The sequence below is a fragment of the Picosynechococcus sp. NKBG15041c genome (genome assembly GCF_055380235.1).
This window is the reverse complement of the sequence record NZ_AP040363.1, coordinates 1,051,542-1,068,398: the sequence shown is the minus strand read 5'-3', so window position 1 is coordinate 1,068,398 and position 16,857 is coordinate 1,051,542. Positions and strand designations below refer to the sequence as shown.

Genomic DNA, 16,857 nt, shown 5'->3' with positions numbered 1-16,857 from the left:
CTACTGAGACAATACTATCGAAAAAAAGGCGATCGCCTGCTCCCTAATTTCCCTTGACCATGCGGCATCTTTTTTCCCCACACAGTTTACTATTGCTGAGCTTGAGCCTATGGCTCCAAGGCTGTGTTGGTTACCCGCGAATTGTGAATTTTCCCGTCGATCCGGGGGGGCGCAGCCTCAACAGTCGCTCCCTAGATTTTGACCCGGCGATCGCTGGACCATATCTTGTTTTTGCCTCAGACCGCAACGGTTCCCAGGACATCTACTTGTTTGATACCAACAGTCGCCAAACAATTCTTTTGCCCGGTCTCAATGCCCTCAATGAGCGCGCTTCCCACCCCAGCATTTCAGAAGATGGCCGTTACATCGTCTTTGCGGTGAATCGTCAGGGGGAATCAGATATTTACTTATATGACCGCGAATTTCAACAAAAGCGCAATTTAACAGATAATCTCAACCAAGAAGTGCGCCATCCCAACATCAGTGCTGACGGCTCAAAAATTGCCTTTGAGGTGGCTGAAAATGGCCAGTGGGATCTCTTGGTCTATGACCGCACAGGTCGCCAACTAGATGTTGAATAGGGCGGATTATTTATTCAAAAATACAAGCTGTTAAAACAGTAAAAATACTTGTTTTTTTATGTAGCTAAATTATTAAATCCAGAGAGATGTATTTTTTCGCTGACAGGCAATGCAATAATAATTTATTTAGGAAATATCTAAATGTAACTCCCGCCGCTTAAAGGGAATATCTGCATTGATCGCGTCAATTTCTTGTTGCTCCATTGCATTGATTTCTTGAATATAAGCATCCAAAATTTGGCCCATGCGGGGTTGATAGAAGCGATGCAGGCTATAGTTGGGCGTTGCTGGGAAACCCCTCCGCCGTTTGTGTTTCCCGCCCGCCCCTGGGTCATACATGGTGATTCCCTGGGCGATCGCCCACTGGATCGGCTTGTAATAACAAGCTTCAAAATGGAGACAATCATATTCATCAAAAGCGCCCCAATACCGCCCATAGAGATGCTCATCTTTACGGATGCAAAAAGAGAGGCCCACGGGGTGTTTTTCGTCTTCAGGGATGTAGGCGGCAGCGAGGACAACTCGGTGACGATAGGTGGACTCTAGCTGCTCAAAAAAAGCTTTTCGCAGATATTTACTACCCCAAAAAAATTTGTCGCAGGTGCTGCTATAGAAGCGATAAATCAAGGGAAAATAATGGGCCGGAATTTCATCGCCCGCCATCATCTTCATGGTTAGACCTGCTTTTTCAACGGCTTTGCGCTCCCGCTTAATATTTTTCCGTTGGTTCGAGGTGAACGCCCCGAGGTAATCGTCAAAATCGCTAAAGTCATGGTTACTCCAGATGTAGCCATGGTGGAGCCAAGCCCGGAAACCTAACTGCTCCATGGTTTTCTGCCAATCCGGATCCACAAACAAGAAGTTACAACCAGAAATGCCGTGGCGATCGCAAAACTGATCGATCGCCTGCACCATCATTTGACACAGTTCCCGTTCATCTTCACCAGGGGCGATAAGAAAGCGGTAACCCACTGCGGGTGTAAAGGGGGTCATACCGACTAGCTTGGGATAGTATTCGTGGCCCAGGCGGTGGGACAAGTCAGCCCATTGGTGGTCAAAAACAAATTCGCCGTAGCTGTGGCCTTTGATGTAGAGGGGGGCCATGGCGATCAATTCTCCGTTGTGCTGGAGCGAGAGGTGGCAGGGCTGCCAACCGGTTCTCGGGCCAACACTGCCGGAGGTTTCAATGTTGTGGAGCCAATCCCATTCTAGGAAAGGGGTTTTCAACGGTGAGGCGATCGCATCCCAGGCAGCTTTGGGGATTTCGGCGATCTCACTGTGCCAAGTGGCGGTGATTTGCGACGGGAAAACCATTGATTTTGGCGGGGTTGGAGATTTTTTTATACGTTAATAGATCTCGTCTGATTTTGCATGGTCATCCTCGCCTAAGGCGGCCACTCCCCTTTCGTAATGTTCAAAGGGTTGCTCAATCCAGGGATTATCGGGCAAATGCTGTGCGTAATAATCGGGCTGAAATTGCGCCTGGCCCTTATACCAGAGAACGGCAGTGCGCATTTCCGTCACTTGGGGGGCACATTGTTTTAACCAGATTTGGGCTTCCCGGAGGCTCGCGCCAGAATCTACCAGATCATCTACCAACAGCAAGCGATCGCCTAGGGGCCCAAAATTCGTCAAGTGTTCTGCAAACTGCAGTTGACCCTGCTCCCGATTTCCCGTGCCACCATAGCTGGTTACATTTAAGATCCCTAGGGGCTGGTCGAAAAGGCGGGCCAAAATATCGCCGATCCGTAAACCGCCCTTCGCCAAACAGAGGATTTGATTAAACTCCCATTGGGAGCGATGAATTTGGCGGGCCAATTGTTCAATGAGCTGGTGATATTCAGCCCAACTGATTTTTAAATCGACTTTTGAATCGGTCATATTTACCTCCGGCTTGGGTGGGGAGATTTGCGTTTACTTTGCCTTTTTTTACCGGAAATCTGGGGTAGCCGCGAAAAAATACCTCGTTTCTGGGAACGTTTTAGGGCCGACCCCAACCAATCACTTATGGAATGGCTCATTGCCCCAAGTTCTAAGCCAGCAAACAGGGCGATACTTTCGGCCAAATAATCCTGCCGCCAACGGGCTTGGGCCATGACCCAGAACGAACGCCAATTCCAACTAAAGTCGAAAAATAATTGGACGATCGCCACGCTAACAATTGCCACGAGAAACAAAATCCCCCCCAGGTACAGCAGTCGAATCACTGTCCCAATAAGAAAGCCATGGGAAAGCACGGAACGGTGGCGGAGATTTTTTTGGTAGGGGAGCCAAAGCCAACGCAACATGCCCCAGCGCTTAAATTGCACTGAGCGAATGTCTAGATCGGGGCCAAACATCAGGCCGCTGAACAGGTAAGCGCAACTCAGGAGTAAGGCTAATTCCCAGCGCTGCCCGAGCCAGAGGCCCAGACCAGCCACTAAGGGCAGCCCCCAGAAGGTAATCTGATCATGGGTTCGTCCAGAGGGCATCGGCTACAGGGTTTGGGAAGAACGAATGAGCCAGCGATCGTCTAGGCGCACGAGACTATAGCGAATCTGTAGGGAAGAGTCGTAGGACTGACTCGCATCTAAGGCCCCATTCCCCCGATAATGGTTTGCTTTTTCCTGCACTTGGGCTTCAACAGTCGCCACGTCCGGTTGACTCGGATCGAAATTAAAGCTCTCGACAGTAAGACTGTGTTCGTAGGTGCGGTAGTGGCCTGCATCCCTCACCTGCTGGGCCCGGCTCCGCCATTCTGCGAGAGAAGGATTGGTCAAAATGTTTTCGAGGGCGGTTAGGTCATGGTCTGGGCCAAAGGCTTGGGACTTACTGGTAAACCAATTTTCGATCACCTCAGTGGCGATCGCCTCATCTAAAATGGGCGTCGGATTCTCATTCTCAATTATGGGCGCCTCTGGGGGCTCGACGGGCGTCTCTGGCTCTGGGGCTGGAGTCGTTACCGTGGGGCCATTGGAGGCAGTTTCCTGGGAAGGCGATCTGGTGATGAGCTGCACTAGGCCAACGAGCGCAACCACAGCCCCTAAAGCAACGGCGATCGCCAAAAAGGGGACCGAAAAAGATCGGTGGGATGGCCCAGTTTCTGCCGTTTCGATCACTGGCTCTGGTTCTGGGGGGCTCGGGGGCGTCATCACCCCAGGAGAGACATCCGGCACCATGGTTGGTGCTGATTCTGAAACCAAAGCCTCGAAGGAAGTCACTTTTTCGGGGCGACTGGGCAAGGGGGCCGAGTTGACGTCCGGTGCTACCGTCGCGGCGATCGCCGCTTGAGGTTGAGTTGGGGCTGTTTCTGGTTCAGGAGGCGGCGCAATGGGAAGACCTTCTAGGTACTGCTGCACCTCTAAATCTGCAAAATAAGCTTTCAAAGAAACAGCAGTATCATCGCGCCGTTGACGCAAATCCCGGAAGTGGGAAAATACCTCAGTTTTCAGCCAAGTTTCGCTATAAAGACAAAGGCCCGGTAGTAAATTGGCTGCCCCTTGGGACTGTTCTCGAATGTAGGCGATCGCTTCCTGTTCTTGACTCTGCTCCAGCAGTTGATTCGCCTCATCGGGTTGTCCCAGGAGTAGAGCGCAGATCGACTGTTCTAAATAGACATCCTGCCGCTGCCCCAAACGCTCCAACAGTTCCTGGGCCTGGAGTACTAACTGGGGTTGTCGCCAAGAAAATCCGGCTCCTAGGAGCCCATAAACCGCTAAATAAGTCGCCGCAGCTGAGGGACGCTTTGATTCTGCCACAAACAGATCTAACTGTTCCTGAACTGTCAGATAACTCCGCAGCTGTTGAATGAAACGTAAAAAATCATCAATGCCCAGGCCCGATTTGTCATCCCCCTGACCATCAATACCCCCCCGGGCATCGAGCATATCCTGGAGCATTGCTAAGCCCCGCTTTCTTTCCGCCGTTTCCCCATCTGTCAAGGACAATAACTCCAGTATCTGGTAAGGACGGAGGCGATTGAGCTCTGCCTGGATTTCCTCCCGGAGCTCAGGGAAAAGATCTGCGTCTGCCAACAAGGTTTGCCCCGCCTGTCCAGAGGTAGCAGCCAGTTCGTAGTGTTGTTGCAGCCATTGTTCACGGCTGAGCTCCCAGTGGGCTAAGGCTAAACAAAGACGCAATTCTGGATTCACCAGATCTGGGTCTCCTAGGGAACCCCCTTTGACTTGTTTACCTTTGCCCCTGAGGTAAGGAGATGCCAGCTTGAGAATCAGTTCGTATTCACCTAGGTCGAGTAACAGTAGAAGTCCACCGAGGAAATCACGCTCCTCAATGGCAATGGTCGGCTGATGGGGGTCAATCTCGGGGGGGCCACTGACAGCATGGTCGGGAAAGGGCAACTTCGGACGGCTAGGGACGAGGGAGCGAAATAGATTGCCCGATAGCTCATGGTCGTAAACCGCACGGCTTTCTGTTTGGGAGAGGACGTCAAAGGCTTGCTCGATAATCCGGTTGCGGGCTTCAATGGCCAAGGCTCCGTGCTCGCGACGGGGCATTTGAGACAGGCGATCGCGATAGGCTTGGGTAATTTGGGCAGTAGTTGCCTTTGCGGGGACGCACAGGATGCGGTAATAGTCGAGCGGAATGCGCACAGTTTACTTTCCTATCAGCAAAAATCACTTCAATTAAGGTTATATTAGCCGAAGAATTTCGACACCATGGCTGGTCTGCCGCTGCGTCCTTGGTTCTGACGATTACCAAATCGCTCACCCTAGGCCATAGATTTGCTGCCTGCGGAGTTCCTTAACCTGCCGGGCTCTACTTCTATAGAAACCAATTTGATTCTAAACTGTTACTTGCGGATTTCACACTGCCCCTGGGCCGGGTGATCACCCCATACGACTAAGCAAAAATCCTGAATGTTAATGATGCATAAAGAACGGACAGCCCCCGAATTTGATAATTCTTCGGTCGAGATCAGTAAAGAAGAAGCGCTGATGCTCTATGAAGATATGACCTTAGGACGCTTGTTTGAAGACAAGTGTGCGGAGATGTACTACCGTGGCAAGATGTTTGGCTTCGTTCACCTCTACAACGGCCAGGAAGCAGTCTCCACCGGGGTGATCCGCTCCATGCGCCAGGGAGAAGATTTTGTTTGTAGTACCTATCGCGACCACGTCCATGCTCTCAGTGCCGGGGTTCCGGCGCGGGAAGTGATGGCAGAATTGTTTGGGAAAGAAACGGGTTGTAGCAAGGGTCGGGGCGGCTCGATGCACATGTTCTCGAAAGAGCATGGTTTACTTGGAGGCTATGCGTTTATCGGAGAAGGGATTCCCGTGGCGGCAGGGGCAGCCCTCCAGAGTAAATATCGTCAGGAAGTGATGGGCGATCGCAGCGCTGATAACGTAACTGCTTGTTTCTTTGGAGATGGCACTTCGAACAATGGCCAATTCTTTGAAACCCTAAACATGGCGGCCCTCTGGAAACTCCCCATTTTGTTCGTCGTCGAGAATAACAAATGGGCGATCGGTATGGCCCACGAGCGGGCAACCTCCCAGCCAGAAATCTACAAAAAAGCCAGTGTTTTCGGGATGCCCGGTTATGAAGTTGATGGGATGGATGTGCTGGCGATGCGGGATGTGGCCCAAAAAGCCGTAGCCAGAGCCAGAGCTGGGGAAGGACCGACTTTAATTGAAGCCTTGACTTACCGTTTCCGGGGTCACTCCCTCGCTGATCCAGACGAATTGCGTTCAGCAGAAGAAAAAGCGTTTTGGGCCCAACGGGATCCGATTACACGCTTTGAGAAGTTCGTCACCAACCGCGGTCTCGCCACCGCTGAAGAACTCAAGGCGATCGAAAAGCGCGTCCAGGAAGTGGTGAATGATTCGGTGACTTTTGCGGAAAATAGCCCTGAACCGAATCCGGCTGACCTGCGTAAATATATTTTTGCAGAGAGCTAATGCAATAAATGCGTTGAATTTTTAAGTGCAAGGGTAAGGGCGATCGCCCTTACCCTTTTTTGCCGATGGGAAAAGTTTGTTACCATTTGATTCATTCTTTTTCATAATTTTTTCCGGGCAAATCCCAAGGCAGCGCACCATGGCCATCACCGCACAGGAATACCAACAGCGTCGACAAACCTTTATGGCGAAATTGGGCCAGGGCACGGCCATTTTCCGCAGTGCGCCCCATGCGGTGATGCACAATGACGTGGAATACAACTTCCGCCAAGACAGTGATTTTTATTATTTGACGGGATTTAATGAGCCCAATGCAGTGGCGGTGTTTGCGCCCCACCATCTAGAGCATCAATTCATTCTCTTTGTTCAACCCAAAGATCTGGCTGAGGAAACTTGGGTCGGCTACCGGGCCGGGGTTGAAGGGGCCCAGGAAAAATTTGGTGCCGATATCGCCTATTCGATCCATGAGCTGGCCGAAAAATTGCCAGATTATCTCAAGGGGAGCGATCGCCTTTTTTATCATTTTGGCCGGGACGAAAAATTTAACCAGACGATTCTGCAGCACTACCAACGGCTCTTGGCTACCCGCTCCAAACGGGGCACTGGCCCCACGGCGATCGCCGATCCGGGGACGATTTTGCACCCGATGCGGATGGTCAAAAGTGAAGCAGAACTCGCGTTGACCCGGCGGGCCACAGCTATTTCAGCCAAGGCCCACCTCTGGGCGATGGAATATGCCAAGCCGGGGCTATACGAATACCAAGTCCAGGCGGAGATTGAACATCTATTTCGCCTCGAAGGGGCCGCCGGGTTTGCCTATCCTTCTATTGTCGCGGGCGGAGCCAACGCCTGTGTGCTGCACTATGTGGAAAATAATGCCCAGCTCCAGGACAATGAACTGCTCTTGATCGATGCGGGGGCTTGTTATGAGTACTACAACGGCGATATTACCCGCACCTTTCCCGTAGGCGATCGCTTTACCCCAGAGCAGCGGGTGTTGTATGAACTCGTTTTAGAAGCCCAAAAACAGGCGATCGCCGCCGTTAAACCGGGAAATTCTTACCAAGCTCCCCACCAGGCGGCGGTACGGGTGATCACCCATGGACTAAGGGATCTGGGACTTTTGCGCGGTAATTTGGAAGAACTTATCGAAGGGGAAAAATACAAGCCCTTTTTTATGCATGGCACGGGCCATTGGTTGGGCCTGGATGTTCATGATGCGGGCATTTACAAAATTGGTCCCGAAAAAGACGACTGGACCACCTTTAGCGCCGGTAATGTCGTCACCGTTGAACCGGGAATCTACATTTCGCCGTATATCCAACCCGCAGAGGGCCAACCTGAGATCGCCGACCACTGGCAGGGGATTGGGATTCGCATCGAAGACGATGTGCTGGTCACAGCGACAGGTAATGATGTTTTAACGGCGGCAGTCCCTAAAGAAGTTAAAGATTTAGAAGCCTAAGACTGTGGAGACAAATGGACAAGAATCTCTTGGGATTTGGGCTATTTTTCTGCGGTCTGGCTGCGTACCTAGTCTGGTCAGCAAAAACGGAAATGGGGACAAAATTCGACAAAAAGAATAAAGGCGATCACCATCCCTAAACTCGCTTCATGTCCTCTGACAGATGAGGCGAGCAGAAATCGTAACAAATTTCTCTGGAAACCTTGATCTTGCCAAAGTTCCGGCATAAAGTAGCCCAAGGGTGACAAAGACCCAGTTAATCCACGGAGACCCCGCGTCTGCGCCCCTAACCTTTTCCAGCCTAGAGACATTGACTATGGAACTCGAATATCCAGATGACCTTCGGTATTTAGATAGCCACGAATACATTCGCCTCGATGGAGAAATTGCCACCATCGGCCTAAGTGCCCATGCCATCGATGAACTGGGGGATATCGTGTTCTTGGATCTACCGGAAGAAGGGGATGCAATTCTCGTGGGAGAAACCTTTGGTAGCATTGAGTCTGTCAAAGCAGTCGAAGATCTCTATGCACCAATTTCCGGCACAGTTATTGACCGTAATGAAGCTTTAATCCAATCCCCAGAAATGGTTTCAGAAGACCCCTACGAAGAAGGCTGGTTTATCAAAGTCCGGGTCGATAACCTCGATGACGAAATGCTCGCCGAAACCATGACTGCTGAGGAATATCGACTTCAGGTGGCCGGCGAAGAATAGGACGCTTCTGGGGGCTGGGCTGGGGGAGGATCGGCGCGACTGCTCGATTTCGCCAGATAAATTCCCCCTAAAACACCGCAAAAGGCGATCGCGTTAGTGATTGTCAAAGTTTCCCCCAGGAAGCCCCAGGCAAAAACGGCCGTAATGATCGGCTCTAGGAGCAAGAAAATCGCCACGAAGCCCGAGGAAAATGTCTTGAGGCTATGGACGACTAGCCCTTGACCAAAACATTGGCATAGAACGGCCAAACCAATCGCCGCCCCCCACACCGGCAGAGATTGGGGAAAAAGATGATCCTCAGTCAACAGCACGAAGGGCAAAAGGAGAATGCAACCAAAGCCACAGCGCCAGAGTAAAATTTGGCTCGCCCCGAGGCGATCGCGCAGGTTTTCGACCAGCAGTAAATTGACGCCATAACAAAGGGCCGACAATAGGGCGAACAAATCCCCCGTAAGCTGTTCCCAAGCCAATTGGAAATCCGTCACACCGATGGCGATCGCCCCCCCTACCGCCAAAGCTAGCCCCCAAAGAAAACGCCGATCAAAACGTTGACGCAGCCATAACCACGCCCCCAAAGTTGTAAACAACGGCGTTAAATTGCGCAATACCGTTGAATTTGCCACACTCGTCTCCGTGAGGGAGAGAGCCCAAAGCACTACCGAGCTCGAAGAAACTGCCCCTACCAACAGCAATAAACCATAGTCCGTCCAAGTGATCCCAGGCGAAGCAACATTGAGTGATTTTTCTCGGGGCTTCAAAATTTCCCAAAGACCCAGAACCACCGTCGCTAACCATAACCGATTAAAAACAATTGCCCCAGCTCCCAACTCCGTACTACACCAGCGGATAAAAATTGCCGCAAAAGAAACAGCCCCCAAAGCCAAACCCAGGAGCAACAACGTCCATTGTTGCTTGGGCCGAGATACCAAGGAGACAGTGTTAAGGTTAGAAGAAGCTGAAGATTTAGGCGGGAGAGGAGAAGGAGAAATCACAGTGGTGCTACGGGGAGAGGGAAAATAAAACCTCATCCAATATTTAACCCCAAGGCCAAAGATCCTGGGGCAATGGGGAAGATTATTTTCGGGATAGACAACCACTTAGCCGTAAATTGCCATGGATCCATCCAGAAAAATCCCAGAAAGTTGCTATCAAAATGAGAATTAAGTTAAATTTAGTTAAGACATCGTCATAAAAACGCCAATTTACAGGCTAATCCCCTAGCGAATCCCTCTTTCTGGATCGTTGATGAGCCCAGAAACCTTTGCTTAGTGGTGCGCCCGGTTATAAAAATTCGCAGCTTACTGCCACTTTTTTAGCGCCAGTTTTATTGAATCAAACATACCAAAGACTAACCCATGAAACCATCTTGGAAAACCGTTGTCCTCTGGGCACTCCCCCTACTTGTAATCGGCTTTTTTGTTTGGCAGGGCGCCTTTGCCGCGAACCCCGCCAACCTGGTAGGAAATAGCGCCAACATTCGCATGAGCTATGGCCGCTTCCTTGAATATCTAGATGCTGGTCGGGTAGCGAGCGTAGATCTCTATGAAGGGGGACGCACGGCAATTATTGAAGCAGTCGATCCAGAACTGGACAACCGTGTGCAGCAAATTCGCGTTGATCTCCCCGGTAACTCCCCTGAACTAATCAGCAAGCTACGGGCAGCCAACGTTGATTTTGACTCCCACCCCGCGAGTAACAACGGGGCTGTGTGGGGGATTCTCGGTAATCTGATTTTCCCAATTTTGTTAATTTCTGGTCTGTTTTTCCTGTTCCGTCGCTCCAACAATATGCCTGGTGGCCCTGGCCAAGCGATGAACTTCGGTAAATCGAAGGCGAAATTTATGATGGAAGCCCAGACAGGGGTTATGTTTGACGATGTTGCCGGCATTGAGGAAGCAAAAGAAGAACTGCAAGAGGTTGTTACTTTCCTGAAACAACCAGAAAAATTCACCGCTGTGGGGGCTCGCATTCCCAAAGGGGTTCTTCTCGTGGGCCCTCCTGGAACTGGTAAAACTTTACTTGCAAAAGCGATCGCCGGCGAAGCGGGTGTCCCCTTCTTCAGCATTTCTGGTTCCGAATTCGTCGAAATGTTTGTCGGGGTTGGCGCATCCCGGGTTCGTGACCTCTTCAAGAAAGCAAAAGAAAATGCGCCCTGTCTCATCTTTATCGATGAAATTGATGCCGTTGGTCGTCAACGGGGAGCCGGCATTGGTGGTGGTAATGACGAACGGGAACAAACCCTCAACCAGCTCCTTACCGAGATGGATGGTTTTGAAGGAAATACCGGCATTATCATCATTGCGGCCACGAACCGTCCCGATGTCCTTGACTCCGCACTCATGCGTCCAGGCCGTTTTGACCGCCAAGTGACCGTAGACACTCCCGATATCAAGGGCCGTCTGAACATTCTTGAAGTTCACGCCCGTAACAAAAAGCTTGCCGAGGAAATTTCCCTCGATGTTATTGCGCGCCGGACGCCCGGTTTTAGTGGGGCAGATTTGGCGAACCTGTTGAATGAAGCAGCGATTCTCACCGCCCGCCGCCGCAAAGAAGCAATCACCATGGCTGAAATTGACGATGCCGTTGATCGCGTCATTGCAGGGATGGAAGGCACACCCCTCGTCGACAGTAAGAGTAAGCGCTTGATTGCTTACCATGAAGTGGGCCATGCCATTGTCGGCACATTGCTTAAAGATCATGACCCCGTACAAAAGGTCACCCTCATTCCCCGGGGCCAAGCCCAAGGCTTAACTTGGTTTACTCCCAATGAAGAACAGGGTTTAACAACGAAATCTCAACTGATGGCACGGATTTCTGGTGCCCTCGGCGGTCGGGCGGCAGAAGAAGAAATCTTTGGCCATGATGAAGTCACAACTGGGGCTGGGGGAGACCTACAGCAGGTGAGTGGCATGGCACGGCAGATGGTAACCCGTTTTGGGATGAGTTCCTTGGGGCTTTTGTCCTTAGAAAGTCAACAGGGTGAAGTGTTCCTCGGTGGTGGTTTCATGAACCGCTCCGAATATTCTGAAGAGGTAGCTTCTCGCATTGATGAGCAGGTACGAGTAATTGCAGAGGAAGCTCATCGCATTGCCCGTCAGATCGTTCGGGATAACCGGGAAGTCATCGATCGCCTCGTTGATCTTTTGATTGAGAAAGAAACTATTGATGGAGAGGAATTCCGGCAAATTGTTGCTGAGTACACCACCGTCCCCGAAAAGGAACAGTTTGTCCCCCAGATTTAAACTGATTCCTTAGAGGTTTCGAGACATTCTCAAAGAAGGGAAGTAGCCTGTAGACTGCTTCCCTTCTTTCTTGGGTGATTTTTGTGGCGATCACCCTTTCCTTTATAATGGAAAGCAACGTTTTCGACTGGAATTTTAATAAAATGGCTGCAGTTCTTCCTTTTGCTGGTTATATTATTGTTTTCACTGGTGTTGCCTTGGGTGGTTTCCTCGGTTTGCGGGCAGCCAATATTATCTAATTTTTTTGAATGTTTTGAAGTCACAAAACTCTTTAAACGTTCAACTTAAAAAACTGCTGTAGATGCATCAAGTTTAAAGATGTAACCTCAGCAGTTTTTTATTTTTATATCTTAAAAAAATGAAGCAAGAGTAGTGTGATGAAGCGAGGATCGCTGAGATTTTATATCTGCCATGGCTAACGATGACAGGGATGATTAATGGCACTTTTTGCAGCCAAGAATAATGGCATTTACCGGTTTTCTGGATTTTTTAGACTAGCCATTACTCATGTTTTAGCTGCGTCCTGTTTTGTAAAGAGCGCAGAAACGGCGCGAAAAATGAAGTTCTGAAGCCAGTGGGCGATCGCCTCCTGTGGGAATTAGATTTAACGATGCCTGCCAAGATTACCAAGGAGAATCGCTACAATTTCTGTGAGGTAATTTTTTTGTCACGGAGAACTATGGCTTTTATTTTGACGTTCCTTGGTAAAGGCGGGGTGGGTCGTTCTACGGTGGCGATCGCCGCTGCAAAAAAATACGCCAGTTCAGGTCAGCGGGTGTTGCTCATTGGCCAGGATCCCAGTCCGGCTTGGGGGATCCCCTTCCAACTGCCCCCCACTTTTACGCCCCAACAGGTGGAGGCCCATTTGGATGTCGTACAAATCATGACGGTGACAGCCCTCGAATCAGGGTGGGAACAGGTGAAGGAATTGGAAGCGAAATACTTGCGATCGCCCACTTTAAAAAATGTCTACGGTCAGGAGCTGGGCATTCTCCCGGGTATGGACAGCGCAGTAGCTCTCAAGGAGATTTGGGACTACGACCAAAGCGGACGTTACGACGTAATTATCTACGATGGCCCAGGGGATATGGCTACCCTACGACTATTGGGAACCCCGGAAATTGCCAGTTGGTATATTCGTCGTTTTCGGGAAGTATTTCAGGAGTCCGACTTCGGGCGCACCATTGCCCCCTTTGTGCAACCTGTTACAAGCGCGATTTTGAACGTGTCTTGGACGTTCGATAATTTTGCGGCGGAACCCACCCAAGAAGCCAACCAAATCCTTGAAACCGGAAAAAAAATAATCGCCGATCCTAATCACTTTGTCGCCTATCTCGTTACCGATGGTAGCCCTGGGGCGATCGCCAAAGCCCAATATCTCTGGGGTAGTGCGCAACAGGTCAATGTAACCGTCGGCGGGGTCATTGCCAATCAGAGCGAAAGCAGCGAACCCTTTACCGATATTTTTGCACCGCTGCCAGTGCAGTTTATTCCAGCACAATCCACTGACGCCTGGGAAAAATTTATGGCATATTTACCTGATTTCAAAGCAGCATCTAAAGCCCCCCGCCCCCTGGTGATTGATGCCGCAGCTCGTCAGGTAAAGGTCTTTCTCCCCACCTTTGACAAAAAACAGGTGAAATTAACCCAATATGGCCCAGAGATCACCATTGAAGCGGGTGACCAACGGCGAAATATTCTGCTGCCGCCTCCCCTGAAGGGAGCACCCGTTAAAGGGGCAAAATTCCAGGATCAATATCTGATTATTTCCCTTTAGGGAACCTCCCTATTGGTGTATTCCCGGTGGGGCGATCGCCCCTAAAACCCGAGTCCATGGTGGTCGAGTTCCCCTAAATCCTGCAATTTAGGCAAATTTTTTGGGTATTTTGCCAAAATTTGGGAGCTAGGGGCATTCTCTAAAGCAGATTTAGATTTTTGCTATGGATGCACAAAATGACAGGATGCAAAATAACTTTGAAAAAAACTTAAGAAAAAGTAAAAAATATCCAAATTAGAAGATTTTTTCGGGAAACTGCCCCCAAATCAAGTCCGGAACCTATGAAGTTAGGCAGCGTTTCGTTACCATACATAAAACAAGCTTGAAGTCTCGATGGGAAAATCCTGGAGCATAGCCTGCTACAGCTATCTGGTCACTGGGAAAAGCATGATGATTGACCCCAGTTGCTACACCATCGACCATGGCTTACACACCTCTGTTTTAGTTGTCCATCGCCATAGAGGGATCTGAATTGTGGGAAAAACGCTTTGGCGTGATCGCCTAGAGCCGGATCAAAGTCACGGTTCGGCATTGGGGGAGGGAACGGGAGCTTCCTTCTCGCAGCGTCAAGTGTCCACCTCACCATGGCAGCGGTGGTTAACCCAAAAAAATGTGCCCCAATCTGGAGAGATCGCCAGTGAAATTCTTCAGATTGGCGCCATCGATAGTCTGGTAGTACTGCGGGCGATCGAGCAAATCATCCCCATGCCCCTCAATCATTTTTACTGGGAAAACCGACAGCAGCAGCGAGCAATCCTGAACTTTGGCTCCCTCCAGGAACTGGTACTCCAGGGAGAAAATCGTTTTCACCAAGCCCAACAGTTTATTGACCATTGGCAAGAAAAAATTCAAGGAAGTATGGCCGCGCCAGTTCCTTATTTTGCCTGTGGTTTTACTTTTTTTTCGACCCAAACCGCCGAGGCTCCCTTTCCGGCTGGCTTGGTGACCATTCCACGGCTGCAATTGGTGCGACATCATCAGGATTATTTTTTGGTCTTAAATGGCGATCGCCAACAGCGGCCTTTATTGCATCAATTGGCCCAACAATTTCATCATTTCTTAAAAACCCTCCCCCCGGTATTAACGCCATCGACAGGCATTCGAGGGACAGTCTGCACTGCCTCAATGGGGTTTACGGCAGCAGTACAGCGGGCGCTGCAGCTTATTGACCAAGGTAAGCTCAGTAAAATCGTCCTTGCCCATGCCCTCGATGTCACAGCAAACCAGGCGTTTGACGTGGTTCATGCCCTAGACAATCTACGCGATCGCCACCCAGACTGCTGCATTTTTTCTTTGCGAAATCAGCGGGGAGAAACCTTCATTGGGGCCAGCCCCGAACGATTACTTGCGGTCCAAAAGGGCGAGCTGATCACCGATGCCCTGGCGGGTTCTGCACCCCGGGGAAATTCTCCAGCAACAGATCTCCAGCTCGCCCAGAGCCTACTCCAGAGCGAAAAGGAACAGCGAGAACATCAGGCGGTAACGGACTTTTTGGTGGGACAGCTAAAACAACTCAACCTCACCCCCCAGGCTGCCCCCCGAACGTTACTGAAGCTCTCTAACATTCAGCATCTCTGGACACCCATTAGCGCCGCTCTCCCGGCTCAGATTCATCCCCTAGAAGTGGTCGCCCAACTCCACCCCACCCCAGCGGTAGCCGGCGTTCCCCGGGCGATCGCCTGTGCAGAAATTCGTCAGGCAGAAGCCTTTGATCGTACCCTCTATGCTGCCCCCCTTGGTTGGCTGGACAGTCAGGGCAATAGTGAATTTATCGTCGCAATCCGGTCGGCATTGATTCGTGGGAACCATGCCCGGCTCTTTGGAGGGGCCGGAATTGTCGCGGGTTCCCAACCAGAACGGGAGTATGCTGAAGTGCAGTTAAAATTGACCTCTCTTCTAGAAGCTTTAACCTAGCCTTTTCTTGCATCTAAAATGTGGCCTCAGGGCGACGCACCACGCTGTACTTGCGGTTAGGTTGAGGTTTGCAATTTTTCTCAAGCTACCGACAAAAGCGAATATCTTCATCCTAATTTTTGTAAGGCGATCGCCCCATTTTGACCCCCAAATCCAAAACTCAAACAAAGGACATTATGGAGGGGATGATCCTGGGTTTGTCTGACAAAATTCAGATCAAATTCTGGCTGGGCTAAGCCCACAGAGGGAGACAGTCGTTGCTCCCGCAGCATTAACAGAGAGAAGGCAACTCCCAAGGCCCCCGATGCGCCGAGGGTATGGCCTGTGGCCCCTTTGCTGCCAGCGACTAAGGGACGGTGGGGAAATAGTTGTTGGATCATTGCCGCTTCAGCCTGGTCATTGAGCTGAGTGCTGGTGCCGTGGGGGTGAATGTGGTCAATGTCTTTTGGTGCCAAACTAGAGCGTTCTAAACATTGGGCGATCGCCTTCATCGCTGCTTGATGATCACCTTGGGGTGCGTTCATATGGTGGGCATCGCAGGTAAAACTCCAGCCGAGGATCGCTCCGTAAATTTTGGCATCCCGTTGCTGGGCCGACTCGAGGGTTTCTAGTAGAAACATCGCCCCCCCTTCCCCTAAAACCAACCCCTCCCGCCGGTGATCAAAGGGAAAACAGCCAGTCGTTGCCAAGGCTCCCATTTTCTGAAATCCCGTAATGCTCAAAGGCGTAATGGGAGATTCTACTGCCCCGGCTAATACTTGGGTACAGTCGCCCCGTTGCAGCAGTTCGAAACCCTGGGCGATCGCCCATAGACCCGTGGTACAAGCGCCCATGGGGGCAAGCATTGGCCCGGTTGAACCAATTTGTTGGGCTGAGGCGATCGCCAACTGGTGCGGTAAATAGGCCAGCCAATGCTCAAGATCTGCTAAATCGCCCTGACGATACTTGCACCGTAACCTTTCCCATTGCCCCTGGAAGCCTCGACTAGAGCCAATGACAACACCGCAATTTTCTAAGGGGGTTGTCAAATTAGCGTCTGCCAAGGTCGCCGCTACCAATTTCTGACGGAGCAGTTCTAGATCTACGGGGGCTTTCCCCAACATTGCCATCGGTAGCACGGGTAAATCAGCGAACGGTTGCCGTAGTTGGATCGCCGTTTCACCCCGCTGTAATCTTTCCCAAGCCTGGAGGCGATCGCCTAAACCACAGCGTAAGCCGAGCCCCGTGATGACAACCTGCACTCGATTTTTTTTCTTCGCCCCTGCT

General features: G+C 50.8%; 14 protein-coding genes. 8 read left to right on the top strand and 6 right to left on the bottom strand.

All coding sequences use genetic code 11. The features are described 5' to 3' along the window. Positions 1-59 precede the first annotated feature (59 nt). Entirely contained in the window at positions 60-581 is a 522-nt protein-coding gene (locus tag ACZ45B_RS05250; RefSeq protein ID WP_024544579.1) for a TolB family protein, read from the top strand. Between the two features lie 126 nt (positions 582-707). Here ACZ45B_RS05250 and ACZ45B_RS05245 read toward each other — a convergent pair whose 3' ends face one another. From ACZ45B_RS05245 to ACZ45B_RS05230, 4 genes are read right to left on the bottom strand one after another with little or no spacing between them, the layout of a single operon-like run. Next, positions 708-1,895 (bottom strand): GNAT family N-acetyltransferase, encoded by a 1,188-nt coding sequence (locus tag ACZ45B_RS05245; protein ID WP_024544580.1) that lies wholly within the window; start codon positions 1,893-1,895, stop codon positions 708-710. A gap of 33 nt (positions 1,896-1,928) precedes the next feature. Next, complete coding sequence (locus ACZ45B_RS05240; protein ID WP_024544581.1) at positions 1,929-2,462, bottom strand: phosphoribosyltransferase; 534 nt, start codon at positions 2,460-2,462, stop codon at positions 1,929-1,931. A 2-nt stretch (positions 2,463-2,464) separates the two neighbouring features. After that, the gene (locus ACZ45B_RS05235) at positions 2,465-3,052 is read right to left on the bottom strand and encodes a metal-binding protein (protein WP_024544582.1); all 588 of its coding nucleotides are present in this window, start codon (positions 3,050-3,052) and stop codon (positions 2,465-2,467) included. A gap of 3 nt (positions 3,053-3,055) precedes the next feature. Beyond that, complete coding sequence (locus ACZ45B_RS05230) at positions 3,056-5,170, bottom strand: IMS domain-containing protein (protein ID WP_024544583.1); 2,115 nt, start codon at positions 5,168-5,170, stop codon at positions 3,056-3,058. Positions 5,171-5,446: 276 nt separating this feature from the next. On the opposite strand from ACZ45B_RS05230, the gene pdhA reads away from it, so the two are divergent. The 3 genes from pdhA (at position 5,447) to gcvH (ending at position 8,658) form a co-directional block, all read left to right on the top strand. Next, positions 5,447-6,478 (top strand): pyruvate dehydrogenase (acetyl-transferring) E1 component subunit alpha, encoded by a 1,032-nt coding sequence (gene pdhA / locus ACZ45B_RS05225; protein WP_024544584.1) that lies wholly within the window; start codon positions 5,447-5,449, stop codon positions 6,476-6,478. A gap of 139 nt (positions 6,479-6,617) precedes the next feature. After that, positions 6,618-7,943, top strand: coding sequence for an aminopeptidase P N-terminal domain-containing protein (locus ACZ45B_RS05220; protein WP_024544585.1), 1,326 nt, complete (start codon positions 6,618-6,620; stop codon positions 7,941-7,943). Positions 7,944-8,259: 316 nt separating this feature from the next. Next, entirely contained in the window at positions 8,260-8,658 is a 399-nt protein-coding gene (gene gcvH / locus ACZ45B_RS05215) for a glycine cleavage system protein GcvH (RefSeq protein ID WP_024544586.1), read from the top strand. On the opposite strand, the gene ACZ45B_RS05210 is transcribed toward gcvH, so the two are convergent. Continuing rightward, positions 8,637-9,650 (bottom strand): DMT family transporter, encoded by a 1,014-nt coding sequence (locus ACZ45B_RS05210; RefSeq protein ID WP_029681599.1) that lies wholly within the window; start codon positions 9,648-9,650, stop codon positions 8,637-8,639. The genes gcvH and ACZ45B_RS05210 overlap by 22 nt on opposite strands. A gap of 363 nt (positions 9,651-10,013) precedes the next feature. Here ACZ45B_RS05210 and ftsH2 point away from each other — a divergent pair, with 363 nt between their 5' ends. From ftsH2 to ACZ45B_RS05190, 4 genes are all read left to right on the top strand, one after another. After that, positions 10,014-11,900 (top strand): ATP-dependent zinc metalloprotease FtsH2, encoded by a 1,887-nt coding sequence (gene ftsH2 / locus ACZ45B_RS05205; RefSeq protein ID WP_024544588.1) that lies wholly within the window; start codon positions 10,014-10,016, stop codon positions 11,898-11,900. A gap of 83 nt (positions 11,901-11,983) precedes the next feature. After that, a complete protein-coding gene (locus ACZ45B_RS05200; RefSeq protein ID WP_201766553.1) occupies positions 11,984-12,139 on the top strand; it encodes a hypothetical protein in 156 nt (51 codons plus the stop codon). 440 nt (positions 12,140-12,579) lie between these two features. Continuing rightward, positions 12,580-13,677 (top strand): Get3/ArsA fold putative tail anchor-mediating ATPase NosAFP, encoded by a 1,098-nt coding sequence (locus tag ACZ45B_RS05195; protein ID WP_024544590.1) that lies wholly within the window; start codon positions 12,580-12,582, stop codon positions 13,675-13,677. A 474-nt stretch (positions 13,678-14,151) separates the two neighbouring features. Then, complete coding sequence (locus ACZ45B_RS05190) at positions 14,152-15,591, top strand: isochorismate synthase (RefSeq protein ID WP_029681600.1); 1,440 nt, start codon at positions 14,152-14,154, stop codon at positions 15,589-15,591. Positions 15,592-15,698: 107 nt separating this feature from the next. Here ACZ45B_RS05190 and ACZ45B_RS05185 read toward each other — a convergent pair whose 3' ends face one another. Beyond that, positions 15,699-16,832, bottom strand: coding sequence for a beta-ketoacyl-ACP synthase (locus tag ACZ45B_RS05185; RefSeq protein ID WP_024544592.1), 1,134 nt, complete (start codon positions 16,830-16,832; stop codon positions 15,699-15,701). Positions 16,833-16,857 lie beyond the last annotated feature (25 nt).